We start from the raw sequence: 24,238 nt of genomic DNA, 5'->3' as shown, positions 1-24,238 counted from the left end.
ATTTTTCCCGGCTAGGCTACACTATGCACAGATGATCAAATGGACAAGCTTGCCCACCTTGTAAAGGATGCCCCATGGATACCCGTACCGAACACGACAGCTTTGGCCCGATCGAAGTAGCGGCAGCGCAGCTGTGGGGCGCCCAGACCCAGCGCTCGCTCGAACATTTCCGTATTTCCAGCGAACGCATGGCACCGCAACTGATCCATGCGCTGGCCAGCGTCAAGCGCGCCGCGGCCAGCGTCAACCGTGATCTGGGCCTGCTGGCGGCCGACAAGGCGCAAGCCATCGTGCAGGCCGCCGATGAAGTGCTGGCCGGCCAGCATCCCGACGCATTCCCGCTGGCCGTGTGGCAGACCGGTTCCGGCACCCAGACCAATATGAATATGAACGAAGTGCTGGCCAACCGCGCTTCCGAACTGCTGGGCGGCAGCCGCGGCGCGGGCCGTTTGCTGCACCCCAACGATGACATCAATCTGGGCCAGTCCTCCAACGACATCTTCCCCACCGCCATGCACGTGGCCGCCGCCGTGGCATTGGAAACGCAGGTGCTGCCCGCCCTGCAGCAGCTACGCGCCACGCTTGCCGCCAAGGCGCACGCTTTTGCCGACATCGTCAAGATAGGCCGCACCCATTTGCAGGATGCCACCCCGCTCACGCTGGGGCAGGAGTTTTCCGGCTATGTTGCCCAGCTAGACTTTGCCGCACAGGCCATCCGCCAGACCGTGCCGGGCCTGCTGCAACTGGCGGCGGGCGGTACCGCCGTAGGCACGGGCCTGAATGCCCATGCGGAATTTGCCGAGCGCATCGCCGCCCAGTTGGCCGGCACGCTGGGCCTGCCTTTCGTTTCGGCCGACAACAAGTTCGCGGCACTGGCCGGTCATGATGCACTGGTGCACGCTCATGGCGCGCTGAAAACGCTCGCTACGGCGTTGATAAAGATCGCCAACGATGTGCGCTGGATGGCGTCCGGCCCCCGTTCCGGCCTCGGTGAACTCAGCATTCCCGAAAACGAACCGGGCAGCTCCATCATGCCGGGCAAGGTCAACCCGACCCAGTGCGAGGCGCTCACCATGCTGTGCTGTCAGGTCATGGGCAACGATGTGGCCATCACCATGGGGGGCGCATCGGGCAATTTCGAATTAAATGTCTACAAGCCGCTGATCGCCCACAACTTCCTGCAGAGCGCGCGCTTACTGGCCGACGGCATGCACAGCTTTGAACACCATTGCGCCGCTGGCATCGCACCGCAGCACGAGCGCATCACCGAACTGATGGAGCGCTCGCTGATGCTGGTGACAGCCCTCACGCCCCATATCGGCTACGACAAGGCGGCCGCGATCGCCAAAAAAGCTCAACACGAAGGTAGCACGCTGCAGCAGGCTGCGCTGGCACTGGGCTATGTGACGCAGGAAGAATTTGCCCGCTGGATCGATCCGCTCGCCATGACGCGCCCCGGCGCGCATGGCTAGCAATGGAATGCTAGAAACCCTGCACGTAGCGCAGCCCCAGCAAATATTCCGGTGCGGCGGCCGCATCATGACCCGGATGCACGCGCCACATGATGGCGGCACTTAACCTGCCCTGACGGGCCATGCCGCTTGGGCGCAAGGTGTAGCGCAGTTCCACATCATGCTCGGTGGCCGTGGGGCGCAGATTGAGCATGGCCGTGCCATAGGGCAGCGCTCCCGGTTCCCCTGTGAGCGCCACATTGCCGCTGCCGGCCAGCGTGCCACTACGCACACGCGCCGGTACGGACAAGGTGAGCGCCAGGCTGTCGCCCGATGACAGCCACTCGCGCCGCGCCCACGACAGGCTGTATGCCAGCGTACGTACCGAGGAGACTTGCGCCAGCAGGCTATCGGGCGCGCCCAGTCCTTCCGTGCGGGCGGCCGAAACCATGGCAGTGACCGCGCTGTGCGGCGTCAGCGCATAGCCTAGCGTGGCGGCAGTAAAGCTGGTGCTGGGGCGGGTATACATGGCTAGCGCCGGGCTCTGCTGAGGACCAGTAACGCTGGCCGCTTCGCGCAGCACGCCGATGCTGACGATACCGACGGCGGCACCGAGCTTGCGCTCGAATTCGGCGCTGGTAAGAAAGCGCTGCCCCGGTGCATTCAGCGTAGGGCCAAGCGGATCGAGCGGATCGAGCGGCACCAATGGCGCCGGCAAGCTGCCCAACTGTAGCCGCGCAGTGCTAGCGCCCAGCACGCTGTCGCTGACACTCTGTCCAACTGCTACAGCAGGCAGTATCACCAGCGGCAGACCGCCAGTGATCAGGCAAACAATTGCGTGACGCATCATGCACCTCCTTGCGGCCGGATCCGCCTACGCAGCACCGGCTTGAGCCTTCTCTGATTACAGCATACACAATGCTTTTCTGGACAGCAACCTCAAGCTTATAGAGTACACTGCCACCCATGCGCCAATCCGGCGAGCGGGATGCCTTGCGTTCCCATCATAGCAACAGAGGACAATATGCAGAAAGTCAGTTTTGAATTGAGTGGTGAATTTGTTGAATTGAATCAGTTATTGAAATTGGTAGGCCTGTGCGACAGCGGTGGCGCCGGCAAAATGCTGGTCGCTGGTGGCAGCGTCAAGGTCGATGGCAAGCAGGAACTGCGCAAAACCGCCAAGATCCGCGCGGGCCAGTATGTGACCATCGGTGACGTGCGTATCGATGTGCAAGGCAATTAATACTCATTGCATCAGAGAAATAGTACGATACACTATAGCTAGCGGCAAAATTTGCGGCCACACAAACGTGCGGCCATTTTGTGCACTATAGTGGAATTGTCGACTCGGCAGTTCCGTCACCATTTTGTTAATCAGGGGTGCGTCATGGACGATCCGGAAGTGAAACTGCAAACGCAGGAACGCTTGCTGGAAGATTTGCGGCAAGTGATAGAGAACGCCGAGGATTTGCTCAACAATACCAACGCCTTTCACAGCCAGCTATACCAGATTGCCCGCACCCGGCTGGCGCAGGCCTTACACTACGCCACGGAAGAACTGGCGCGCTTCGAAGATATCCAGGTCGAGCGCATGATAGAGCTGACCCGTGCCGCCAACTTGCTGCACCAGGACCTGAGCGGCGAAGCGCGCCTGCTGCGCGCTTTCAATCGCCATTAAGCCCCCTGCCCCGGCTGACTAGCACAACCGCCGTCCCAGCCAAGCATCGAGCGAAATCCGCCCCGGTCCGTAGACCGCCAGCGCCAGCAGCATCACGCCCCAGTAGAAATGGTCATTGATGGCGGCAGGGCATTCGAAGCTGAACAGCTGCGGATAGGACAGCACCGCCATGCAATTCACCAGCAGCAGCGCCAGTGCCGCAGGACGCGACAGCAGCCCCGCAAACAACAGTAGCGGCAGCACCAGCTCCCCGGCCGCGCCCAGATAAGCTGCCAGTTCCGGCGCCAGCAGCGGCACATGGTATTCCTCGCGGAACAGCGCCAGCGTGGCGCTCCAGTCCGCAATCTTGACCATGCCCGCCTTAAAAAACTGCCAACCTACATACAGGCGCAGGAATAGCCCCAGTGCTGCGCCACCCCAGTACACCACTTGCTCGTCCAACGCCAGACTACGCTGGTACAGTGCCGTGAAAACCCGCATGATTTCCTCCCAAATTAGCTTGGTCGGAACTAGCGCACTATCCTGACAAAAATTTCGCAGGCCAGCCATTGCTGCAACTGGCCGGCAAAATCAAACGCTGCATCCAACTCGAAAGCCGCATCCAGTGCATCGCCCAGCGTGGCGCCGGCGGCCAGCACTGTCAGGGCTGCGTGGCTGGCCGGGCTGAGTGCGAGCAAACGTGCGCGCCATTGCGGCCGGCACACCAGACCGAATTCATTGCCATGCACAGGCGCATACGGCGCCACCGCACTATCTGGCTGATGAGCACACCATGCATCAAGTACCGTCCATGCGGGCGCCAGCAGCGTACAACTGGACGCCAGTTGCAGATGCAACTGCTCGAGCTGGTCCGGTGGCACAGCTGCCAATTCAGCCGCATCAAGCACCGGCGCTGCCGTCGCATAATGGGCGCGGTGCATGGCCCATTCGAGCTCCGCCATAGCGGGCAGATAGGGTAGCTCGGCCACAGGCGGGAAGCTGTGCAGAAACGCGGCAAAGCGTGCACCGAAACAGTTCAGATCGGGATTGTCGGACGGATGGACATGGCCATAGGCGCGCGTCAGGCCCTCGAAAAATTCTTCGCCTACCAACTGGCGTATCACCGGATAGGCCGAGGCCAGTATCTTGTGCCAGCCCACGGTGAGGTTGCCGCGATACAGGGCAAAGCGGTGTTGATTCTGCTCGCCCTTGAATAACGCCAGCGCGGCCGGCGTTTGCAGCGGATCGAACAGGGCGGCCGTGAAAGCCTGCTGGCTGGCGGCCAGCGCCGGCACTTCCTGCGTAGCACGGGCCGGCTGCAGCGCTGGCGCCAGCAGCAGCGGCGCAGCGTACCGGGTCTGCAACACATCCGCCTTGGCGGCATCGGCCAGCAGCACTTCCAGCGGTGGCACATCGGTATCCCACTCGATCAGCGTGGGCACGGCGCCGAAGCGCTGCAAGGCATGCTGGTAAAGCTGCCAGACTTCTGCGCTGACGGGCGCGCCGTGGTGATCGATCACGGCCTGCGGCGTCACCAGATGGCCGGCCAGATGGATTTCGCCCACCGTGCCGGGCCGTATGGCGGCCATGGCAGCGAGCGCATCCTCGCCGTGATTGCATTGATTGACGTACAGATTATTCACGTCCAGCAGCAGCGCACAGCCTGTGCGCGCCACGAGTTCCGCCAGAAACTCGGCTTCGCTCATCGCGTCATGCCGGTAGCGCAAATAGGTGGAAACATTTTCCAGCAGAATCTGGCGCTTGAGCACATCCTGCACTTGCTGCACGCGCGCACTGAGCAGGTCGAGCGCAGCGTGATCTAGCGTCACGGGCAGCAAATCATTGAGCTGCCGGTCGGCAACGGCGCTCCAGCACAGATGCTCAGAAACCAGCGCCGGCTGCACGCGCTCGACCAGCGCCCGCACCCGTTCCAGATGTTGCGCAGAGAAGCCGCGTGCCGAACCCAGACCCAGCCCCACTCCATGCAGGCTGACGGGGTAATCATGGCGCAGCTGTTCCAGCACATGGCTATCCCAGCCGCCCTGATCCAGATAGTTTTCCGTGTGAACTTCCAGCCAGCCCACCTTGGGCCGCTGTTCCAGAAACTGCCGGTAGTGTGGCGTTCTGAGCCCGACGCCCACACCGGCGACGGGCGCTGCACTCCCATTCAACGACATCGCGCTGCGCCCGAAATATGCTTACTTGGCCGGTGCCATGGTGGTCTTGCCACCGGATTTTTCGCAAGTGCCTTTGGGAACATACTTCCATTCGGTCGGGGCATTGTCGGTCTTGGCCTGGCCAGCGCAGGAATGGGCAGCGGTAGCGCAGTCATTGGCGCCCGCTTTGGCCACGCCGTAGCACTTTTCTTTTTCATCGGCAGCAGCGGCCTGGGTCATGGAAGCAGCGCAGACGGTGGCCAGAGCGGCGGCGATCAGGGCTTGACGTTTATTCATGGTAAATCTCCTCGATATTAAAAGTGGCGTTGTGCTGCACAAGCGTGTGCAACTGTACAGTAGTCGCAGCGCACGGGCGTGACCTTACACACTTTTTTCAGATTTTTTTTCGGGAGTAATCAGCCGACCAGTCTGGCCAGAGCAGCGGGCACGGATGCGCGCACGCACACCGGCGCGGCCAGCCCGTGGTAGGCGGGGCCGCAACGGCGGAGACGACGGCGCTCAGGCCGTGGTATTGATGGTGTTGCCGAGGTGCGAAGGCAGATTCGGTGCCGATGGCACTGGCGGTATCGCTTCGATCAGCGCGCTGGCGCTAGATGCCTGAATATCCTGCGCTTTTTTCAACACGGCCACGCCTACGGCCTGCTTGGTGCCGGTGTCAGCAATCGTGCTGGCAGTCTGGGCAATGCCTGAGATGTCCATGAAATCCTCCATTAAGGGGTATCACTTCTATTACGGACAGTGCGCGGCAAACTTTAGGCAGTTAGCCGAATTTTTATTTCGATTCTTTGTAGTAATTCCGTACCCAGTCGAGCACTGTGGCGCGCTGGTTCAGGTCCAGCCAGACCAGATGAGGCGGCAGTCCGGCCGGCGCTGCTTGATCAGAAGCAACGGCATAAATATACGGATCATGTGGATACAGCGGTGGCTTGCCGACCTCGGGACGGTAGACTTCCAGCTTGGGTATCGGATCGGATTTAAAGCCTTCCAGCAAGGTCAGGTCGGCCGGCGACATGCGCGCCAGTTGCTGCTCCAGCGTAGGCTCGGGCGCCCCGCGCAACTCCTGCACGATGGACACGCGATAGGGCGAGGCCACCATCACTTCTGCGGCACCGGCCATGCGCAGGCGGGCACTATCCTTGCGGGGCGGCTCGAGTTCGAGGTCATGGTGGCTGTGCTTGATCATATTGATGCGCACACCCTCTGCCGCCAGACTGGCGATCAGAAATTCCAGCAAGGTGGTCTTGCCGCTGCCAGAGGTACCGGTCACTACCAGCACAGGGGAAAGCTGGCCGCCAACGTGCTTCAGCATATTGCTACTCCGCGAAATCAGGTTGCCGCCATTATACGCAGAGCAAGCATTACGCGGCTTTAGGCACTTATTCGTCGAGCGGCTTGAACGGCTCGTTGCGCTGCTGGCTGCCGCCAAGCAGCAGCATGCCTATGCCTATCCACAGTGCCGCGTAAGAGGTGCCGGCGTTGCGACCAGTGTGCTCCTCGGCGGCATGGGCACGCGGCATCATGAAAGCGGCTGCGATCAGCAGGGGCATCAGTTTCAAGTGTTTCATCATAAATCCGTGCGAGAAGATCAATGATGTAAAAATATCACTGCCGCGTGACGCCTTGATGACAGACCTAGTACGGTACGCGGTAGCGGTAGCCGCGGAAACTGAAAACGGCTTCGCGCGGCTGCAGTTTTTCCAGCACCAGCCCGGGCGCCACTTCCTCGCCTTCGTGGCGCAGTACCTTGTCGATCAGCAGCAGCCGGTCGGCCGGATTCGGCGAATAGATATAGCCGCCCACGGCGACGGCAGGAATGGCGCGCTGGATAGGCTCGGGCAGTTCGCGCAGATTAAGCACCGGCTCCTCATTGGCGCGCACCGCCGCAGCCGGCTTCGCTGCCGCCACGGGTGGCGGCATAGCCGCGCTGCTAGCCGCACCGGCTGACGCTAAAGTGGCCGCCGCCGATGCCGCACTTGCTGCGTTGTCGCTGGTGCGTGCTACCGCACCGCCGTGCGCTACCGGCACCGGCAAGGGTTGCGGCATGGCCGCAGGCGGCGCGCTCCCCCTCAGCGTGAGTTCCTGCTTGAGTTCGGGCGGGGCGCCCGTCACTGCGGGGCGCGGGGTCGACGGCGGCGCAGCGGTCAGCACGGCCGGCGTCGAGCCGGGAGCAGGACGCAACAACAGCACCAGCAACGCCACGATCACCACGGCCATCAGCAAGGCGGCCAGCACCAACGGGCGGCGCCACCATGGCAGCGCTGCCGCCAGCGAGGGCGCCTGCATGCTCGCACCATGCAGCGTAGGCGCACTGCCCAGCTGCCTTTCCGCCTGCGCCTTCTTCAGCGCTTCCAGTATGTAGGACATCTATTTCCCCTCCGCTGCCAGCAAGCGCGGCTCGCGCACCCCACCCTGCTGATACAGGCGGATAAAAGTTTTCGGACCAGCCACGCCATCGGCCTTGAGCTTCTGCTCGTTCTGGAATTCGGTCAGACGGGTGCGCAGCGCGGCATTCAGCGGCTGCCCCTCGGCCGGCTTTTTCAAGCCGTAGATCTGTGCCAGCCGGCGCGCCAGCCAGTCCACATCGGGGCCTTTATCGCCCGCCGAGACTTCATCGCGCCAGCTGCGCGGTGCGCGCCAGTAGGTACTGAACTCGCCGCTGTAACGTGCTTCCAGCGCCGCCAGCTTGATGCGCTGCGGTTTGCCATCGGCACCCAGCAAGGTGGCGTAATCGTCATCTAGCGCGGTCAGCAATAAGTAGTTAGGCTGCACCGGATCATCGTGCAAGGTCAGCACGGCGGGCCTGTCGAGCTGGCGCAATTCTTCCAGTCCGCCTTTCGCAGTCAGGCAACGCAGATTCAGCCTGGCCGCCAGCGCACATGGTTCCCCATCCGGCAGTTTCAGATCCCACCGTGCCGCCAGTGCGCGCAGCGCGTCTGCTTGGTTATATGCCGTGCCCGCAACTGCCGCAGCGGTCGTCGGCACGGTGCCGGCAGCCTGCTGTGCTAGCGCCGGTGCAGCGGTAGCAGCAGCCGGCTGCGCCGATGCCGGCGCAGGTGTCAATGCGGCTGCGGCGCTCGCCCTGGCCGCAGCCGCGGGCACTGTGGTAGCCGCTACCGCGCTCGGCGCACTGGCCGCCACACTGGACGATGCGCGGCCGTAGGCTAACCACACCCCGGCGCTGAGCAGCACCCCGCCCAGCACACCGGCTGCCAGCATAGACCAGCGCGCTGATGGCTGCGCCGCGCGGCCCGCCTCGGTACTGGCAAACACTTCTGCCGCCGCCTTGCGCAGAATCGCGCGCGTAACCTGCGGCTGGTTCTCGACATAAGCGCCCAGCAGCGCACGGTCGCACAGCAGATTGATACGGCGCGGCACGCCCTTGGTCAGCTTGTGCAGCAGCGGCATCAGCGTACGCGGGAACGGTGCACTGGCCACCGCCCCTGCTACGGCCAGCCGGTGCTCGACATAAGCACCCGTTTCAGCCGCTGTCAGCGAACCGAGGTGGTAGCGCGCAATCACGCGCTGGGCCAGTTGCTCCAACTCCGGCTGCGCCACCATGCTGCGCAGTTCAGGCTGGCCGATCAAAATAATTTGCAGCAGCTTGCGTTCACTGGTTTCCAGATTGGTCAGCAGGCGCAACTGCTCGAGCACGGCCGCTGACAGGTTCTGCGCCTCGTCGATGATCAGCACATTGTTGCGCCCCTGTGCATGGCTGGCCAGCAGATAGGCGTTGATGGCATCCACATAAGTCTTGACGCTGACCGCGCCCGCGCCATGCGCGGGCAGCACGATGCCGAATTCGTCGCAGATCGATAGCAGCAATTCTTCCACCGACAGCTTGGGGTTGAAGATATACGCCAGCTTGCAATTCTCGGGGATCTGCTCCATGAAGCAGCGGCAGACCGTGGTTTTACCGGCGCCGATTTCGCCCGTCAGCAGCACGAAGCCGCCGCCACTACCCACGCCATACAGCAGATGCGCGAGCGCCTCGCGATGGCGTTCGCTCATGAACAGGTAGCGCGGATCAGGGGCGATGGAAAATGGCGGCTGCTTGAGATGGAAGTAATGGGTGTACATGGTCGGGACTACGCTGGCTGCAAGGCCAGCTCTATTTTGTCCGCGCACGCGCGGGCGGCATCTGCACGGCCGGCGGCTGCACCGGCGGCATGGGCTTGAACTTGGCGCAGTATATCTTGGCGCGCGTATCGAAATACACGATCCGGCTAGCCGGCTTGGATTCGCGCACGGGATAGGCCGATGTATCGATGCGGGTGTAATGGTGACCAACCTGGGCGATGATGGCTTTCTCCAGATCTTCGGGCGGCGCTTCGGCTACAGCACCGACAAAGATGTAAGGACTGGTATCGTCGCTGACCATCACTTCCGGTATCGTGATACCCCACAGCGTAGCGCCGTCGGTCTTGAACCAGAACGCGCCGCCCTCGTGCTTGTACGGCTCCTTGAAGAATTTCACCAGATAGTCGTAGAAATACAGATTATCCGTGTGATCGCGGCACAGTACGGCATTGCCGATGATGGTGCCAAAGGTGGTGGGCACGGCCTGCGCCATGCCGGCTTGCGCGGCCAGCGCCACAGCGGCCAGCAGTGGACGCCAGCATGAGCGCATCAGGCTTTGGACAACCACAGACGGTTGGCGCTGATGCGTGCCTTGGCCGTGGCAGGCAAGGCTTCGTAGCAACCGGGATGCTGTTTCAATGCGCCCTCGCGGATTTCCTTGTGCAGACCGTTAATAATAAAAACGTACAGCACCGAGCCGTCTTCCTTATTTTTTGTCCCCATATACTTGATCATGTGCGCTCTCCAGATACGTGCGCAGGTGTTTCCCGGCAATACGTTCAATAACGGCAGTCAGTTGCCTACAACTTTAGCCTATTGTTGGCTATAAATTTGTGATTCCTATTATGACAGTTTGAATTCAAATTACATACTATTTCCATGCGTCAAAAAAGTAGCTATTGCAGCCGGGCAGCCACCGTTCAGCCGCGCATTTTTGCAGCTGATGCCGCGAATTGGCACATTCGTCCCAAACCGCCTACGCAGCGCCGGCAAAACCCTTATCGTTTCACCATCGCCACTACCGATGATCGAGACCATCATGAAGCCTACGTTGACGCCCGCCAAGCTGACTGCCGCCGTTGCCGCCACCCTGCTGCTGGCCACCCTGCCAGTCCATGCCGATAACAAGACCGATACCGCCAGCACCACGGAAAACCGCAATGTGGCTGCGTTCAGCAATATTGCCGTGGATGGTCCTTTCCACGTCATCATCAGCAACCAGCCCGGCACCAGCATAGAACTGAGCGGCCAGCGCCGCCAACTGGCGGAAATTGAAACCAGTGTCAGCGGCGACACCCTGACCGTGCGCCAGCCACGCCACAAGAGCAAAGGCTGGACCTTTAACTTTAGCTGGAACAAGGAAAGCAAACCGCCCGTTACCATACGCATCAGCGCTGCCACGCTGAAAAGCCTGCGCAACAGCGGCAGCGGCGATATCGAGCTGCAGAATGTGCAAGGCCAGCAACTGGCGCTGTATGCCGAAGGCTCGGGCGACATTTACGCCAACGGCAGCGTCCGCGATCTGACGGTGCAGGCTTCCGGCAGCGGCGATCTACGCCTGCGCACGCTCAAGGCCAACAGCCTGAATCTGACCCTGAACGGCGCCGGCGATGTCGAAGCCGCCGGCATGACGCAAGACGTCAACCTGACGCTGAACGGTTCGGGCGACCTGCGCCTCGACGACCTGCATGCGAGCCGCATCAATGCCGCCCTGCATGGTCCCGGCTCGCTCTCCCTGAGCGGCAGCAGCGCCGAATTGCGCACGGAAATCAGCGGCTCCGGCGATCTGGATGCCTGCACCCTGAGCACGGAAGCAGCCAGCGCTGCGCTGCGCGGTCCCGGCGAAGCCTGCATCTCCGGCAATCTGAAAAAGTTCGATGGTGAAGTGCGCGGCTCGGGCGACCTGACCGTACGGGGCCTGCAGGCTGCCAGCGTGCGCGCCGTGCTGACGGGTCCCGGCAATATGATCCTGAGCGGTAACGTCGGCCAGCTCAATGCCGAACTGAGCGGCTCCGGCGATCTGGAAGGCCAGAACCTGCAAGTCGGCCGCGCCATCGCACGCAGCCGCGGCCCCGGCAGCATCTATCTGAGCCGCGTGAACGAAACACTGGACGCAGAAATGAGCGGCTCGGGCGACCTGAGCGCCACGGCAGCCTGCAAATCCGTCAAGCTGAGCATTCAGGGTCCCGGCGACATCAAGCTCGATGGCCGTACCGAACAACTGACGGCGCAGCTCAATGGTTCAGGCAACCTGAATGCCCGCCAGTTGCTGACCCAGCAGACTGACATACAAGTGCGTGGCCCCGGCAATGCCGTGGTCAATCAGGCCGGCCGCACGTCCGGTGAACGCACCCAGCTAGTCACCTACGAACGCCGCGGCCAGCGCAGCACCCAGTGAAGCTTCCAGCGGGCAGGCCAGCGCGCCTGCCCGTGCATACTCCCGCAGCACCGCCCCGCCTTCGTACTTTCCTGCCTACCCGCCACTTGCCCCACCCCGCGTTTCCCGCATCAGCAGCCCCGCCGCATCACTGCACAACGCATCTTAAGCAGCAGAAAACTGACCAGATGCAGACCAAAGTGGCATGCAAATACCACACTCCACCCAAACGCTATATTTTTTACTATTTCCTTTAATAACAGTCACTTAAGCAAAATTTACAGCATACAATTGCCAGTCCACTTCAATATTTTATAATACCAGTTAAATACCTGTTGACAAGCTGGTTTGCAAGCCCCTATAGTGCCCTCAACGCCGGACTTCCACGGCGACTTACACAGATAATCATGATCGAATTCTTACTCGGGGTAGACGGCGGCGGCAGCGGCACCAGAGTACGTCTGGCACGTACTGATGGCATAGAACTCGCAGAAGGCGTAAGCGGTCCATCCGGCCTGATGCACGGCATCGCCAATGCCTGGAAGGCCGTCGAGGAAGCAGCCGCCATGGCCTACCGCGCCGCCGAGCTGGCGCCCCCCGAGCGTAGCCACGTGGCCATCGGCCTCGGTCTGGCCGGCGTGCACAATAAACAGTGGGCTGCCGAATTCGTCGCGGCCAATCCCGGCTATGCCCGCATCGCACTGGAAAGCGACGGCCACACCACCGTACTGGGCGCGCACCGCGGCCAGCCCGGCGCCATCATCGCGCTCGGCACGGGCAGCGTGGGCGAAATCAAACGACTCGACGGCGTCCACGTGGAAGTGGGCGGCTGGGGTTTCCCCGCCGGCGACGAAGCCTCGGGCGCGTGGATGGGACTGCGCGCCATCAACCATATGCAGCAAGTACTCGATGGCCGCCAGCCTACTGACGCTTTCAGCCACGATGTGGCGCAAGCCTGCGGCGGCGAACGCACGGCGATCCAGAACTGGCTGGCCCGCGCCAGCCAGACCAATTATGCGCAACTGGCGCGACTGGTGCTGCAGCATGGCGAAAGCAATGAGGTAGCACGCGCCATTCTGCTGGAGGCGGGCCGTCAGGTTGAACTGATGGGCAATGCGCTCGATGGCACGGGCACCCTGCCGATCGCCCTGTGCGGCGGCCTCGCTGCGCCGCTGCGCCCCTATCTGCCTGTCTCCATGCTGCGCCGTATCGTCAACCCGCAAGGCGATTCCGCCGCCGGTGCGCTGCGCCTGATCCAGCAGCACCTGAAAGGATAAGCCGGTGCTGAGCCAACTGCGCGATTTCCGTCCCGACGCCGACAGCGACACACCACTGTATGTGCAGCTGGCGAACAAGCTGACCGATGGCATCGCTGCCGGTGACTGGCGCGTCAACGAAGCCCTGCCGTCGGAACGGGTGCTGTCGGAAATGCTGACCATCTCGCGCGTCACGGCACGCAAGGCCATCGACATGCTGTGCGAACGCGGCATGCTGACGCGCAAACGCGGTTCCGGCACCTACATCACGCCCAAACTGGAACAACCGCTGTCGCGCCTGACCAGCTTCTCGGAAGAGCTGCGCGAACGCGGCTTCTCGGCTGGCTCGCGCTGGCTGCAGCGCGAGATCGGCATCGCCTCGCCGACCGAAGTGCTGTCGCTGGGCCTGTCGCCAAATATGCCGGTAGCGCGCCTGAAGCGCCTGCGTACGGCCGATGATGTGGTGATGGCGATCGAAACCACCACCATCCCGGCCCAATACATGCCGAATCCGCACAGCGTACAGGATTCGCTGTACGGCTATCTGGAAGCCAATGGCACCATCCCAATGCGCGCGCTGCAGCATATCCGCGCCGTCAACGCCAGTGCCGAACAGGCGCAACTGGCCAACATACCTGCGGGGGCAGCCATGCTGCACATTACCCGCGTCAGTTATCTCGACAACGGCGCAGCGGTGGAACTGACCCACTCGTATTGCCGCAGTGATTATTATGAATTTGTAGCGGAGTCGCGCAGATGAGCGATGCAATCAACGGCAGCAATAGTATTCAGGGCAATATCCTCACCACGGCAGGCTGGGTGCATGGCGAGATCACGTTCGCCGAGCGCATCAGCGCTATCCACGGTGATCATGCTGGCCCCGAGCTCAATCGCGACGATTACATCCTGCCCGGCTTTATCGACCTGCACGTGCATGGCGGCGGCGGCAAGGATGTGATGGAAGGCGGCGACGCCATACACACCATCGCTGCAGTGCATGCGCGCCATGGCACCACCAGCCTGCTGGCCACCACCATGACGGCGCCGCCGGAAGATATCGAACAGGCCTTGCGCGGCATACAGCGCGCCGTGCAGCAGCGCGGCCAAGGCGAAGCCCGCGTGCTCGGCGTGCACCTCGAAGGCCCGTTCATCAACTCCGGCAAGCTCGGTGCCCAGCCGCCCTATGCGCGTTCGGCCAAGCTGGCCGACGTGGAACAGCTGGAAGCACTGGCGCCACTCAAACTGATTACCGTCGCACCCGAACTGGAAGGCCATCTGGAACTGGTACGCGAACTGTCCGAAGCGGGCATGCGCGTGCAGATCGGCCACACGCTGGGCAGCTACGAAGATGGCGTGGCAGCGCTCAAACATGGAGCCCACGGCTTCACCCATCTGTTCAACGCCATGACGGGCTTGCACCACCGCGAACCGGGCATGGTGGGCGCTGCGCTGGCGCATGCCCATTACGCCGAAGTCATCCCTGATTTACTGCACGTGCATCCGGGTGCCATCCGCACCGCGCTGCGCTGCATACCGCAACTGTATTGCGTCACCGATTCAACCTCCGCTACGGGCATGCCCGATGGCGAATATATGCTGGGCCGCCACACCGTCATGAAGTGCATGGGTGGGGTCAGGCTGGCCGACGGCACGCTGGCAGGCAGCACACTCACTATGGACCAGGCGCTACGCAACCTGGTCGGACTCGGCCTCGATCTGGCAGATGCCTCGGCACGGGTCTCAACCAACGCGGCCGACTATCTCGGCCTGCAAGAGCGGGGCCGTCTGGCTCCCGGCACCTATGCCGATCTGGTGGTGCTCGACCGTGACCTGAACCTCAAAGCCGTCTATATCGAAGGAGAACTGTTGTGACCTCAATGATGTTGAAAGAAGCCCTGTCCGCCGCTGATTGCGTAGCCCTGCAACTGGCCAGCGATGGCGATGCCTATGCGGAGCTGGGCCGCAAATTGAGGAGCACGTCCTTCTCGACCGCACTGACGATCGCGCGCGGCAGCTCGGACCACGCCTGCGCCTACGCGGCCTACCTGATCATGGCCCGTCTGGGCCGCGTGGTAGCTTCGCTGCCGATGTCGCTGGTCACGCTGAACAAATCGCCGCTGATTACGCGCGACACGCTGGCCATCTCCATTTCGCAATCGGGCCAGAGCCCGGACGTGGTCGAGCCGATCAAATACTTCCGCGACGGCGGCGCCACCACCGTGGCCCTCGTCAACGATATCGAATCGCCGCTGGCCCACGCTGCCGAATACGCGATTCCGCTGCGCGCCGGCAAAGAGCAGAGCGTCGCCGCCACCAAGAGCTTCATCACCAGCATGGTCGCTGGTGCCCGTCTGGTCGCCGCATGGCAGAACGATCCTGAGCTGCTGGCCGGTCTGGAAGCGCTGCCCGAATCGCTGCGCGCGGCCACCAAGGTAGACTGGAGCTCGGCCATCGACGTGCTGGCACCGGCCCGCAACATCATGGTGGTCGGCCGTGGCATCAGCTTCCCGGTCGCACTGGAAGCTTCGCTGAAATTCAAGGAAACCTCGGCACTGCAGGCCGAAGCCTTCAGCGGCGCCGAAATCAAGCACGGCCCGATGGCCCTGATCGAAGACGGCTACCCGCTGGTGATCTTTGCTACCCGAGGCCCAACCCAGGCCGGTCTGCTGCAACTGGCCAGCGAAATGCGCGGCCGTGGTGCCCGTGTGCTGCTGGCGGCACCGGCCGATGTGGCCGAACGCGATCTGACCCTACCAGTAGCGGCCACGCCGGACCTCGATCCTATCGTGGCGATTCAGGCCTTCTACGTGATGGCGGCCCAGCTGTCGGCTGCGCGTGGCATGGACCCGGATGCACCGCGCCACCTGAGCAAAGTCACCAAGACCAACTAAGCAGCACCACGCCGCGCCACCATCCATGAGCATGCAGACCTTGCGCAAACTATCGGCACTGCTGGTCGCATGGATGGTGGGCTCGCTGGCCACGGCGGCTAGCCCTAGCTTGCCACCGGTCCAGAAAATCGAATTCTGGACCTTCAGCATGAAGCCCAAATTCACCCCCTACTTCGAACAGCTGGTGCAGCGCTACGAGCGCGACAACCCCGATGTGAAAGTGGAGTGGGTCGACTTCCCGTGGGATATCATCCAGACCAAACTGGTCACCCGCATCGTTGCCGGCACCCCGCCAGCACTGGTCAATCTCAACGTGCCCTGGGCCGACGAATTTGCCCGCGACGGTCTGCTACTGCCGGTGGACGGCCTGCTGGCCGATGCGCGTGCACGCTACCTGCCCGGCACGCTGCAGGATCTGACCTTCGGCGGCAAGACCTACGGCTTCCCCATGTATAGCAACGTGGCGGTGATCACCTACAACACCGAAATTTTCAAACAGGCTGGCATTACCCGCGCCCCGCGCGACCTCGATGAACAGCTACAGTTTGCGCGCCAGATCGCGGCCCGTACGGGCAAGGCCGGTCTGTGCCCTGCGCTGTCGAAAATTGACGGCCTGATGATGCAACAGGGTCTGCCGCTGCTCCGCGATGGCAAAGCCGTCTTCAATTCGCCGGCCCATGTGGCGCTGATCCGCAAGCTGGCAGACACCTACCGCGCCGGCGGCCTGCTCAAGGATGCGCTGTTCGCCGAGGATAACTTCCCCGCCGCCATCGACGCCTACAAAGGCGGCCGTCTCGGCATGCTGCTGGCACCGCCCACAGCCGTGCGCCGCATCGAGACGGACGCCAAGGATATCTACGCCATCACCGATGTGGCGCCTGCGCCGCTCGGCCCTACCGGCATCGCCGATGGCGGCTGGCTGGTGCATTTCGCCGTACCGAAAAATGTCAGTCCTGCGCTGCTGCCTGCGGTGGGCAAGTTCGCCCGCTACCTCACCAACGACGCCAACCAGCTGGCCTTCGCCAAGCAGGCCAGCGTGTATCCGGCCATGGCGCAGGCAGCCAACGATGCCTTCTTCACCACCGTGCCGGCCGGTGCCGGTGCGGCCGAAAAAGCCGTCGCTGCCGGTGCCGTCTCCATGCCCCATTCGCATACGATGTACGTGGCCGGCATTGACGATTACGACGAACTGCGCCGCTATCTGGTGAAAGCCGTGGAAGCGGGAGTGACGGGCAAGCAGGATATCCGCCTCGCGCTCGATCAGGCCGTGCTGCAGTGGAACCGCAAACTTGCCAGCCTGCGGAGCCATTAAGATGCGCAACCTGACTGCATGGCTGTTCCTCGCACCGGCACTGGCACTGCTGGCGGTGTTCTCGTTCTGGCCCGTGGCCTTCGGTTCGCTGCTGGCGTTTACCGACTATAGCCTGATCCGCGATACCCACTGGGTAGGTCTGGATAACTTCCGCTACATCTTCAACAACGAGATGTTCGTCACGGGCCTGAAAAACTCCCTCGTGTTCCTGCTGATGGTGCCGTTCGTGCAGATCGGCGCGCTGAGTCTGGCCGTGCTGGTGAATAACCAGCTACCCGGCATCCGCTACTTCCGCGCCGCGTTCTATGTGCCGGTCGTGACTACCGTCTCCGTGGTCGGCATCATGTGGGGCTTCATGTTCCACGAACAGGGCGCGCTCAATTACGTTCTCATGCTGTGCCGTCTGGTTGATGCGCCCGTAGGCTGGTTGTCCAATGATAGTCTGGCGCTGTTTGCCATCATGTTCGTTACGCTGTGGCGCGGGCTGGGCTGGTATATGGTGATGTATCTGGCTGCGCTGCAGGCCGTGCCGGCCGATATGCAGGAAGCCGCCATCCTCGATGGTGCCAGCCGCTGGCAGCGTTTCTGGAAAATCACCGTGCCCATGCTGCGCCCTACCATCATGGTATGCGCCATCCTGTCCGTACTGGCTGCGCTCAAGGCTTATCAGGAAGTGGATGTGCTGACCCAGGGCGGTCCGATGAACTCTACCTTCACGGGTCTGTACTACGCTTACGATCAGGGCCTCAAGCACCTGAAACTGCCGCGCGCACTGGCCGCCAGCTTCGTCATGTCGGTGTTCTGCATAGGCATAGCGCTGTTATGCCTGCGCTATCTGAAACCCAAACACCGCCCATGAAGAAGCTTGCCCATTATCTGCTGCTGAGCGCACTGGCACTGGTGTGCGTGTTCCCGTTCTGGTGGACACTGGTCACGGCGCTTTCCACGGAAGGAAATATCTTCGCCTTCCCGCCCACGTTCTGGCCGCGCGAGCCATCCATGGCAAATTTCATCGCCGTGTTCGAAACCCTGCCCATGGCCAGCTTCCTCGGCAACTCGCTGCTGATCGCGGCCTGCACCGTGTTCTGGAAACTGACGCTGTGTTCGGCGGCTGCCTATCCGCTCGCGCGCATGCAATTCAAGGGCCGCAAGCTGGTGTTCGGCCTGATCCTCGCCACGCTGGTGCTGCCGTCGGAAGTGAACTTCCTCGTCAACTTCATCACCGTTACCAAACTCAGTCTGGTCGATACCTACACGGGCGTGATCCTGCCGAATGTCGTCACGGCCGTGGCCATCCTGCTGCTCAAGCAGGCCTTCGAAGAAGTACCGCAGGATCTGATCGATGCGGCGCGTGTAGACGGCGCTTCGGAGTGGACCATCTTCTATAAAATCATGCTGCCACTGATCGCCCCGTGGCTGGCCACGGTCGGCATCCTCACGGCGGTGGAAGCATGGAATGAATACATCTGGCCATCCATCGTGATGAGCAAGCCAGACCAGTTCCCGCTGTCGGTTGGCGTGCTGTATTTACGCGGCACGTTCGGCAGCAGCACGCGCGTGATCGCCGCCGGCACCGTGCTTACCATACTGCCTACACTGGCAGCCTTCCTCTTTACTCAACGATTCTTCATGCGCGGCATGGATGGAGCAGTGAAATGACCTTAACCCCACAAGTAACCCAAGACCAGTTGCGCAAGCTGGCCGGCCAGCTAATCATGATCCGCTTCCCCGGCACCACGCTCGATGCCGCCACTGCTGATTTTCTCAAGACGAACGGCATCCGCGCCGTCTGTCTGTTCCGCGGCAATATGACCGACTCGGTCCAATTGGCCAAACTGACTGCCGATCTGCGCGCCGTGATGGGCGACGAAGCCCTGATCGCCATCGATCAGGAAGGCGGCGCCGTGGTGCGTTCCACCTGGGTACCGGCACCACCAGCAGCCATGGGTCTCGGTGCCGCCAACGACCTCGATCTGAGCTACCGCACGGGTGCCGCCGTGGCGCGTGCCGTCAAGGCGCTGGGCTTCAACTGGAACTTCGCGCCGGTGCTGGACCTGAACAACAACCCGCACAACCCCGTCATCGCCGAGCGTTCGTTTGGCGCCGAGCCTACCCGCGCGGCCGAACTGGCGATGGCATGGATGGCCGGCTCGCATGCGGAAGGCGTGGCCTGCTGCGTCAAGCACTTCCCCGGCCATGGCGACACCAGCGTCGATTCGCACCGCGACCTCCCTACCGTGGACAAGCCGGTGGCCGAACTGGAACGCATGGAACTGGCGCCGTTCCGCATCGCTGCCGGTGCTGCACCGGCCATGATGACGGCGCACATCGTCTACCCGACGCTGGACGCCGACAATCCGGCCACCATGTCGCGCCGCATTCTGACCGGCATGCTGCGCGAGGAATGGCAGTATCAGGGCATCATCATCACCGACGGCATGGACATGCACGCAATTGCGGGCCGCTACGGCGTCGGCAATGCCGCCGTGCGTGCACTGACGGCCGGTGCCGACATGGTGATGGCGCTGGGTACTACCGAAACGCAGGAAGAAACCCTGAACGCCATCGCCGCTGCTATCGCCGCGGGCGAAATTTCGCAGGCCGATATCCAGCACCGTCTGGCCCGCCTCGGCGCACTGGCACAGGCATACCCGTGCAAGCAGCGCTCGTACAAGGAAGACGCCAGCGACCGCCGCATCATGGCCGAAGGCTGGCAGCGCAGCCTGACCGCCTACGGTGCACCACAGCGCCCTGCCGCTGGCGCGCGCGTGCGTCTGGTGGCACGACAGGATGTGGTCAGCGACGGCGTCTCGGAAGCCGGTGTGCCAGCCGCCGTGGTGGCCGACTCGCTGCGCACGCTGTACGACGTCGAACTGGTCACCTACGACAACGCCGACAGCTTCGACTGGAACAGCCTGCCCGATGATGGCCGCTACACGATGTTGGCCTCCACCTCGCGCCTGCGCTATGGCGACAACGCGCGCAACAACTGGAAGCCCGATCTGCATCTGGCGCTGTGGAACCCGTATCAGGCGCTCGACATCCAGGCCCCTGCTCTGCTGACCTACGGCTTTGCCCAGCCGGCACTCGAAGCCATCAATCTGTGGCTGTCCGGCGCGCTGGAAGCGAATGGCCGCGTACCGGTCGGCGGCTTCGAATAATAAGAACTGAGGGGAGACACCACATGGAACACAGCACACCCGCCGTACGCAATCCGAAATTCTGGGTACCCAGCCTGTATCTGGCACAGGGCCTGCCGTTCTTCGCCGTGATGATCGTGGCGAACCAGATGCTCAAGAGTATGGGCGTGCCCAACGACGAGCTCAATCACTGGACCGGCTTGATCGGCTTTGCGTGGGTATTCAAGCCATTGTGGAGTCCCTTCCTCGAACTGGCCAGCAGCAAGAAGCTGGTGGTGGTTGGCTTCCAGATTCTGGGCGGCCTGTGTCTGGGCGGCGTGGCACTATCGCTGCATACGCCGTTCTGGTTTGCTGCAGCGCTGACCATGCTGGGACTGGTGGCGATTTCCGCCGCCACCCACGATATCGCCTGTGATGGCCTGTACATCACCAGCCTTGATGAAAAAGGTCAGGCAGCTTACGCCGGCTGGACCGGCACTTTCTTCAATGCCGGCAAATTCTTCACCACGGGCGGCCTGCTGCTGCTGGCCGGTCACTTCGAGAAATCCATAGGCGTGGTGCCCGCATGGACGATTAGCTACTGCATCCTCGCCGCCATCATGGTCACGCTGGGGCTGTACAATAGCTGGGCGCTGCCGCTGGCGAAGAACGCCACCAGCGACGAGCACAATGCGGCCGCGATTGCGCGCACACTGTGGCAGGTCATCATTGAATTCTTCCGTAAAAAAGGCATCTGGGTTTCCATCATCTTCATCATCCTGTTCCGCGCCGGCGAGGCGCAGGTGCAGTCGATCGGCCCGCTGTTCCTGCGCGAAGCGCGCCATCTGGGTGGCCTCGGCCTGAGCACGGCCGAAGTGGGCGCCGTGTATGGCACGGTGGGTACGGTGGCCTTCGTGGTGGGCAGTATCGCTGGCGGCTATTTCACTTCCTGGCTCAGCCTCAAGCGCGCCATCCTGTGGCTGATACTGGCCGTGAACCTGCCGAATCTGGCCTTCTATCTGCTGTCCGTATTCCAGCCCACCGAACTGTCGGTGATCGGCGTGGCCCTGAGCGTGGAGATGTTCGGCTACGGCTTCGGCTTCGTCGGTCTGATCCTGTACATGATGCAGGTAGTCGCACCGGGCAAATACCAGACTGCCCACTATGCGTTCGCGACGGGCGTGATGCAACTGGGCTTTGTGCTGTTCAAGCTGTTCAGCGGCGACATCCAGCTAGCACTGGGCTACCGCAATTTCTTCGTGTGGGTGATGGTGTGCGCCGTGCCGGTGGCCGTGCTGTCGCAGCTAATTCCTATGGCCGCCCGTCCGCAGCAGGACGAGGCACCAGCGGAAGGCAACCCAGCCACCGCCAGCGCAGGTTGAGTCCATGGCCAGTGTCAGTCTCAAACAGATCGTCAAGCATTACGACAAGACCGCCGTACTGCACGGCATAGACCTCGATATCGCCGACGGCGAGCTGATGGTATTCGTCGGCCCGTCCGGCTGCGGCAAGTCCACCCTGCTGCGCATGATCGCAGGGCTGGAAAATATCAGCAGCGGCGATCTGCATATCGGCGGCGTGCGCGCCAACGATATTGCGCCGGCCCAGCGCAAGCTGGCCATGGTGTTCCAGTCGTATGCGCTGTACCCGCACATGACGGTGTACGACAACATGGCTTTTGCGCTCAAGCTGGCTGGCCAGAAGGCGCCCGCCATCGACGCCGCCGTGCAGCGCGCTGCCGACACCTTGCAGATCTCCCAGCTATTGCAGCGCAAACCGTCCGAACTGTCGGGCGGCCAGCGCCAGCGCGTGGCCATAGGCCGCGCCATCGTGCGCACACCGGAGCTATTCCTGTTCGATGAACCGCTGTCGAATCTCGATGCCAGCCTGCGCGTACAGATGCGGGTGGAGATCAGCCGACTGCACCGCGAACTGCAGACCACCATGATCTACGTCACCCACGATCAGGTCGAAGCCATGACGCTGGGCCAGCGCATCGCCGTGTTCAACGGCGGCCGCATCGAGCAGGTCGGCACGCCGCACCAGTTGTACAACCATCCGGCCAATCTGTTCGTGGCGGGCTTCCTCGGCACGCCGAAGATGAACTTCATCAGCGCCGAGGTGATTTCCTGCAGCGCCGATCAGCTCAATCTGCTGCTGCCGGGCGGCGCCATCGTCGCCGTAGCTTGCGCGGCGGGCAGCAGTGCCAACAACGGCGAGCGCGTCACGCTGGGCGTGCGCGCCGAGCACCTGCAACTGCTGCCCGCAGCGCACGACAACACGGTGGAAGTACGCATCGGCCATATCGAATATCTGGGCGACCAGTCCATCGTCTATGCGAGTCTGGATGGCCGCAGCGAGCTGATTGCCATCCGCGCACCCGCTGCAACGGCCGCGCTACAGGCCGGACAGCGCTGCCATTTGCAGCTACCCGTGCTGCAGTGCCACATTTTCGACCGCAGCGGTCTGGCCCTGACCAGCACCGCACGGCACGCTTGATTTCAGTTTTTCCGCCAGTTTTATGTAACAATACGCGGGTTTACTCCGTCGCGACGGCAGGGCCTACCAGCCCGTTCGCTCAATTGTTTGATAGAAGGATAATTCATGTCCCACATTCGTTTCGCCCGTCTTAGTCTGCTGCTGGCCGCCATTGGCCTGAACGCTGCCCCTACCCTGCTGGGTATGACCCCTGTGGTTGCCGCCGAAGCGGCCAAACCGGCCGAACCGCCTAAGGACACCATACGTCCGGAAATCTACAAACTGATCGATCCAGCCCAGACCAAGGTCCTGCTGGACAATAAGAACTTCGCCGAATTCCAGAGCCGCATCGACCAGTCGGCCGCCATGGCCAACGTGACGCCGTACGAGCAGTTCATTCTGAACCAGATGCGCGTGCAACTGGGCCAGGCTTCGGGCAACCATGAGATGAGCGTCAAGGCGCTGGCTGAAATGGTGGAATCGGGCCGCCTGACCCCGGAAAACAAGCTGCGCTTCATCGATGCTATCGCCGGCATCTACTACAGCAACATCAAGGACTACGATCAGGCCATTACCTGGTTCAACCGCTATGGCACCGAATCGGGCGACACCCAGAAGCAGCGCCAGTTCATCGTGCGCTCGATGTTCTTCAAGAACGACTACGCCGGTGCCAAGGCTGAAGTGCTGAAAGACGTGGAAGCAGCCAAGAAAACCGGCATCGCACCACCGAAGGATGAACTGAACCTGCTGGGTAACATCGGCATCAAGACCAAGGATACCGAACTGTATCTGCAAGCGGTGGAAGAGCTGACCCGCTACTACGCCACGGAAGACTACTGGTTCGACCTGCTGAACCGCACGCGCGGCAAAAAATCCTACTCGACCCGTTTCGATCTGGATGTGGCCCGTCTGAAGGCACTGGCTGCGCCATCGAAAATGGAAACGGAAGACTACCTGGAACTGGGTGATCTGGCCGTGCTGGGTGGCTTCTTCACCGAAGGTAAAGTGGCGATGGACAAGGCCTATCCTAACGGCGTCCCTGCCGGCAAGGACAAAGCCGTGATCCAGAAGGTCAAGGACAGCGCCAACAAGGGTGCCGCCGACGATGCGAAAAACATCGACAAAGGTATCGACGCAGCGATGAAATCCAAAGACGGCGTGGGTCTGGTCAATCTGGGCTACAACTACATCGCACTGGGCCAGTTCGACAAAGGTATCGACCTGATGAAACAGGGTATCGCCAAAGGCGTGGCCAAGAACCCTGAAGATGCCAAGCTGCGTCTGGGCTATGCACTGGCACTGGCCGGCAAAAAAGACGAGTCGGTCAAACTGCTGGAAACCATCACCGGCAACGACGGCCGTGCCGATCTGGCCCGTTACTGGATCATGTATCAGAACCCGCCTAAAGCTGTTGCTGAAGCCAAGTAATCAGTAAGCCTTAGC

At 62.0% G+C, this 24,238-nt stretch carries 26 protein-coding genes; 15 read left to right on the top strand and 11 right to left on the bottom strand.

Going from position 1 to position 24,238, the window contains the following annotated elements; all coding sequences use genetic code 11:
• Nucleotides 1–74: 74 nt before the first annotated feature.
• Nucleotides 75–1,472: a class II fumarate hydratase gene (fumC, locus tag GM655_RS10650; protein WP_155434636.1), complete on the top strand. Its 1,398-nt coding sequence runs from the start codon at nucleotides 75–77 to the stop codon at nucleotides 1,470–1,472.
• Nucleotides 1,473–1,482: 10 nt separating this feature from the next.
• On the opposite strand, the gene GM655_RS10645 is transcribed toward fumC, so the two are convergent.
• On the bottom strand, nucleotides 1,483–2,301 hold the full coding sequence (locus GM655_RS10645; protein WP_155434635.1) for a hypothetical protein: 819 nt from the start codon (nucleotides 2,299–2,301) through the stop codon (nucleotides 1,483–1,485).
• A 174-nt stretch (nucleotides 2,302–2,475) separates the two neighbouring features.
• On the opposite strand from GM655_RS10645, the gene GM655_RS10640 reads away from it, so the two are divergent.
• Together GM655_RS10640 and GM655_RS10635 are read left to right on the top strand one after the other, a co-directional pair.
• On the top strand, nucleotides 2,476–2,694 hold the full coding sequence (locus tag GM655_RS10640) for an RNA-binding S4 domain-containing protein (protein WP_155434634.1): 219 nt from the start codon (nucleotides 2,476–2,478) through the stop codon (nucleotides 2,692–2,694).
• 144 nt (nucleotides 2,695–2,838) lie between these two features.
• Nucleotides 2,839–3,129 carry a DUF883 family protein gene (locus tag GM655_RS10635; RefSeq protein ID WP_155434633.1) on the top strand — a complete coding sequence of 97 codons (291 nt, stop codon included), beginning with the start codon at nucleotides 2,839–2,841 and terminating at the stop codon, nucleotides 3,127–3,129.
• Between the two features lie 18 nt (nucleotides 3,130–3,147).
• Here the strand turns inward: GM655_RS10635 and GM655_RS10630 are convergent, their stop codons facing one another.
• From GM655_RS10630 to GM655_RS10585, 10 genes are all read right to left on the bottom strand, one after another.
• The gene (locus GM655_RS10630; protein ID WP_155434632.1) at nucleotides 3,148–3,609 is read right to left on the bottom strand and encodes a DoxX family protein; all 462 of its coding nucleotides are present in this window, start codon (nucleotides 3,607–3,609) and stop codon (nucleotides 3,148–3,150) included.
• Between the two features lie 29 nt (nucleotides 3,610–3,638).
• Nucleotides 3,639–5,285 carry an MNIO family bufferin maturase gene (gene bufB / locus GM655_RS10625; RefSeq protein WP_155434631.1) on the bottom strand — a complete coding sequence of 549 codons (1,647 nt, stop codon included), beginning with the start codon at nucleotides 5,283–5,285 and terminating at the stop codon, nucleotides 3,639–3,641.
• A gap of 21 nt (nucleotides 5,286–5,306) precedes the next feature.
• Nucleotides 5,307–5,561 carry a BufA1 family periplasmic bufferin-type metallophore gene (locus GM655_RS10620; protein ID WP_155434630.1) on the bottom strand — a complete coding sequence of 85 codons (255 nt, stop codon included), beginning with the start codon at nucleotides 5,559–5,561 and terminating at the stop codon, nucleotides 5,307–5,309.
• 222 nt (nucleotides 5,562–5,783) lie between these two features.
• On the bottom strand, nucleotides 5,784–5,984 hold the full coding sequence (locus GM655_RS10615; RefSeq protein ID WP_155434629.1) for a YjfB family protein: 201 nt from the start codon (nucleotides 5,982–5,984) through the stop codon (nucleotides 5,784–5,786).
• A 73-nt stretch (nucleotides 5,985–6,057) separates the two neighbouring features.
• Nucleotides 6,058–6,594, bottom strand: a complete 537-nt coding sequence (mobB, locus tag GM655_RS10610) for a molybdopterin-guanine dinucleotide biosynthesis protein B (RefSeq protein ID WP_155434628.1) — start codon at nucleotides 6,592–6,594, stop codon at nucleotides 6,058–6,060.
• A 67-nt stretch (nucleotides 6,595–6,661) separates the two neighbouring features.
• On the bottom strand, nucleotides 6,662–6,841 hold the full coding sequence (locus GM655_RS10605) for a hypothetical protein (RefSeq protein ID WP_229632533.1): 180 nt from the start codon (nucleotides 6,839–6,841) through the stop codon (nucleotides 6,662–6,664).
• Between the two features lie 76 nt (nucleotides 6,842–6,917).
• The gene (locus GM655_RS10600) at nucleotides 6,918–7,649 is read right to left on the bottom strand and encodes a general secretion pathway protein GspB (protein ID WP_155434627.1); all 732 of its coding nucleotides are present in this window, start codon (nucleotides 7,647–7,649) and stop codon (nucleotides 6,918–6,920) included.
• On the bottom strand, nucleotides 7,650–9,362 hold the full coding sequence (locus GM655_RS10595; protein ID WP_155434626.1) for an AAA family ATPase: 1,713 nt from the start codon (nucleotides 9,360–9,362) through the stop codon (nucleotides 7,650–7,652).
• A 31-nt stretch (nucleotides 9,363–9,393) separates the two neighbouring features.
• Nucleotides 9,394–9,912 carry a hypothetical protein gene (locus GM655_RS10590; protein WP_155434625.1) on the bottom strand — a complete coding sequence of 173 codons (519 nt, stop codon included), beginning with the start codon at nucleotides 9,910–9,912 and terminating at the stop codon, nucleotides 9,394–9,396.
• Complete coding sequence (locus tag GM655_RS10585; RefSeq protein WP_229256189.1) at nucleotides 9,912–10,085, bottom strand: hypothetical protein; 174 nt, start codon at nucleotides 10,083–10,085, stop codon at nucleotides 9,912–9,914. The genes GM655_RS10590 and GM655_RS10585 overlap by 1 nt, the downstream gene beginning before the upstream one ends.
• Before the next feature lie 316 nt (nucleotides 10,086–10,401).
• Here GM655_RS10585 and GM655_RS10580 point away from each other — a divergent pair, with 316 nt between their 5' ends.
• The 12 genes from GM655_RS10580 (at nucleotide 10,402) to GM655_RS10525 (ending at nucleotide 24,223) form a co-directional block, all read left to right on the top strand.
• Nucleotides 10,402–11,760: a GIN domain-containing protein gene (locus tag GM655_RS10580; protein ID WP_155434623.1), complete on the top strand. Its 1,359-nt coding sequence runs from the start codon at nucleotides 10,402–10,404 to the stop codon at nucleotides 11,758–11,760.
• Nucleotides 11,761–12,146: 386 nt separating this feature from the next.
• A complete protein-coding gene (locus tag GM655_RS10575) occupies nucleotides 12,147–13,016 on the top strand; it encodes a glucosamine kinase nucleotide-binding domain-containing protein (protein WP_155434622.1) in 870 nt (289 codons plus the stop codon).
• Between the two features lie 4 nt (nucleotides 13,017–13,020).
• Nucleotides 13,021–13,755, top strand: coding sequence for a GntR family transcriptional regulator (locus tag GM655_RS10570; protein ID WP_371866773.1), 735 nt, complete (start codon nucleotides 13,021–13,023; stop codon nucleotides 13,753–13,755).
• Nucleotides 13,752–14,867: an N-acetylglucosamine-6-phosphate deacetylase gene (nagA, locus tag GM655_RS10565; RefSeq protein ID WP_155434621.1), complete on the top strand. Its 1,116-nt coding sequence runs from the start codon at nucleotides 13,752–13,754 to the stop codon at nucleotides 14,865–14,867. Before GM655_RS10570 ends, nagA begins: the two co-directional genes overlap by 4 nt.
• Nucleotides 14,868–14,872: 5 nt before the next feature.
• On the top strand, nucleotides 14,873–15,886 hold the full coding sequence (locus GM655_RS10560; protein WP_155434829.1) for an SIS domain-containing protein: 1,014 nt from the start codon (nucleotides 14,873–14,875) through the stop codon (nucleotides 15,884–15,886).
• A 25-nt stretch (nucleotides 15,887–15,911) separates the two neighbouring features.
• Nucleotides 15,912–17,198 (top strand): ABC transporter substrate-binding protein, encoded by a 1,287-nt coding sequence (locus tag GM655_RS10555; RefSeq protein WP_229632509.1) that lies wholly within the window; start codon nucleotides 15,912–15,914, stop codon nucleotides 17,196–17,198.
• Between the two features lies 1 nt (nucleotide 17,199).
• Nucleotides 17,200–18,057: a carbohydrate ABC transporter permease gene (locus tag GM655_RS10550; protein ID WP_155434620.1), complete on the top strand. Its 858-nt coding sequence runs from the start codon at nucleotides 17,200–17,202 to the stop codon at nucleotides 18,055–18,057.
• Nucleotides 18,054–18,857, top strand: coding sequence for a carbohydrate ABC transporter permease (locus GM655_RS10545; RefSeq protein ID WP_155434619.1), 804 nt, complete (start codon nucleotides 18,054–18,056; stop codon nucleotides 18,855–18,857). The genes GM655_RS10550 and GM655_RS10545 overlap by 4 nt, the downstream gene beginning before the upstream one ends.
• On the top strand, nucleotides 18,854–20,359 hold the full coding sequence (gene nagZ / locus GM655_RS10540) for a beta-N-acetylhexosaminidase (protein ID WP_155434618.1): 1,506 nt from the start codon (nucleotides 18,854–18,856) through the stop codon (nucleotides 20,357–20,359). Before GM655_RS10545 ends, nagZ begins: the two co-directional genes overlap by 4 nt.
• A 23-nt stretch (nucleotides 20,360–20,382) precedes the next feature.
• Nucleotides 20,383–21,699, top strand: coding sequence for an MFS transporter (locus tag GM655_RS10535; RefSeq protein ID WP_155434617.1), 1,317 nt, complete (start codon nucleotides 20,383–20,385; stop codon nucleotides 21,697–21,699).
• A gap of 4 nt (nucleotides 21,700–21,703) precedes the next feature.
• Nucleotides 21,704–22,816 (top strand): ABC transporter ATP-binding protein, encoded by a 1,113-nt coding sequence (locus GM655_RS10530; RefSeq protein WP_155434616.1) that lies wholly within the window; start codon nucleotides 21,704–21,706, stop codon nucleotides 22,814–22,816.
• Between the two features lie 105 nt (nucleotides 22,817–22,921).
• Nucleotides 22,922–24,223, top strand: coding sequence for a hypothetical protein (locus GM655_RS10525; protein WP_155434615.1), 1,302 nt, complete (start codon nucleotides 22,922–22,924; stop codon nucleotides 24,221–24,223).
• The last annotated feature ends 15 nt before the right edge of the window (nucleotides 24,224–24,238 follow it).

This window comes from Pseudoduganella danionis (assembly GCF_009720775.1).
Classification (GTDB): domain Bacteria; phylum Pseudomonadota; class Gammaproteobacteria; order Burkholderiales; family Burkholderiaceae_D; genus Rugamonas; species Rugamonas danionis.
This window is presented reverse-complemented; position numbering and strand designations above follow the sequence as displayed.

Bases quoted from the DNA above. Each gene is read 5' to 3' on its own strand.
- GM655_RS10575 (WP_155434622.1), top strand. From the start codon at position 12,147: ATGATCGAATTCTTACTCGGGGTAGACGGCGGCGGCAGCGGCACCAGA.
- GM655_RS10630 (WP_155434632.1), bottom strand. From the start codon at position 3,609: ATGCGGGTTTTCACGGCACTGTACCAGCGTAGTCTGGCGTTGGACGAG.
- GM655_RS10560 (WP_155434829.1), top strand. From the start codon at position 14,873: ATGATGTTGAAAGAAGCCCTGTCCGCCGCTGATTGCGTAGCCCTGCAA.
- GM655_RS10645 (WP_155434635.1), bottom strand. From the start codon at position 2,301: ATGATGCGTCACGCAATTGTTTGCCTGATCACTGGCGGTCTGCCGCTG.
- GM655_RS10620 (WP_155434630.1), bottom strand. From the start codon at position 5,561: ATGAATAAACGTCAAGCCCTGATCGCCGCCGCTCTGGCCACCGTCTGC.
- GM655_RS10545 (WP_155434619.1), top strand. From the start codon at position 18,054: ATGAAGAAGCTTGCCCATTATCTGCTGCTGAGCGCACTGGCACTGGTG.
- GM655_RS10530 (WP_155434616.1), top strand. From the start codon at position 21,704: ATGGCCAGTGTCAGTCTCAAACAGATCGTCAAGCATTACGACAAGACC.
- nagA (WP_155434621.1), top strand. From the start codon at position 13,752: ATGAGCGATGCAATCAACGGCAGCAATAGTATTCAGGGCAATATCCTC.
- GM655_RS10535 (WP_155434617.1), top strand. From the start codon at position 20,383: ATGGAACACAGCACACCCGCCGTACGCAATCCGAAATTCTGGGTACCC.
- GM655_RS10550 (WP_155434620.1), top strand. From the start codon at position 17,200: ATGCGCAACCTGACTGCATGGCTGTTCCTCGCACCGGCACTGGCACTG.
- GM655_RS10600 (WP_155434627.1), bottom strand. From the start codon at position 7,649: ATGTCCTACATACTGGAAGCGCTGAAGAAGGCGCAGGCGGAAAGGCAG.
- GM655_RS10555 (WP_229632509.1), top strand. From the start codon at position 15,912: ATGAGCATGCAGACCTTGCGCAAACTATCGGCACTGCTGGTCGCATGG.
- bufB (WP_155434631.1), bottom strand. From the start codon at position 5,285: ATGTCGTTGAATGGGAGTGCAGCGCCCGTCGCCGGTGTGGGCGTCGGG.
- fumC (WP_155434636.1), top strand. From the start codon at position 75: ATGGATACCCGTACCGAACACGACAGCTTTGGCCCGATCGAAGTAGCG.
- GM655_RS10585 (WP_229256189.1), bottom strand. From the start codon at position 10,085: ATGGGGACAAAAAATAAGGAAGACGGCTCGGTGCTGTACGTTTTTATT.
- nagZ (WP_155434618.1), top strand. From the start codon at position 18,854: ATGACCTTAACCCCACAAGTAACCCAAGACCAGTTGCGCAAGCTGGCC.
- GM655_RS10595 (WP_155434626.1), bottom strand. From the start codon at position 9,362: ATGTACACCCATTACTTCCATCTCAAGCAGCCGCCATTTTCCATCGCC.
- GM655_RS10525 (WP_155434615.1), top strand. From the start codon at position 22,922: ATGTCCCACATTCGTTTCGCCCGTCTTAGTCTGCTGCTGGCCGCCATT.
- GM655_RS10615 (WP_155434629.1), bottom strand. From the start codon at position 5,984: ATGGACATCTCAGGCATTGCCCAGACTGCCAGCACGATTGCTGACACC.
- GM655_RS10580 (WP_155434623.1), top strand. From the start codon at position 10,402: ATGAAGCCTACGTTGACGCCCGCCAAGCTGACTGCCGCCGTTGCCGCC.
- GM655_RS10635 (WP_155434633.1), top strand. From the start codon at position 2,839: ATGGACGATCCGGAAGTGAAACTGCAAACGCAGGAACGCTTGCTGGAA.
- GM655_RS10590 (WP_155434625.1), bottom strand. From the start codon at position 9,912: ATGCGCTCATGCTGGCGTCCACTGCTGGCCGCTGTGGCGCTGGCCGCG.
- mobB (WP_155434628.1), bottom strand. From the start codon at position 6,594: ATGCTGAAGCACGTTGGCGGCCAGCTTTCCCCTGTGCTGGTAGTGACC.
- GM655_RS10640 (WP_155434634.1), top strand. From the start codon at position 2,476: ATGCAGAAAGTCAGTTTTGAATTGAGTGGTGAATTTGTTGAATTGAAT.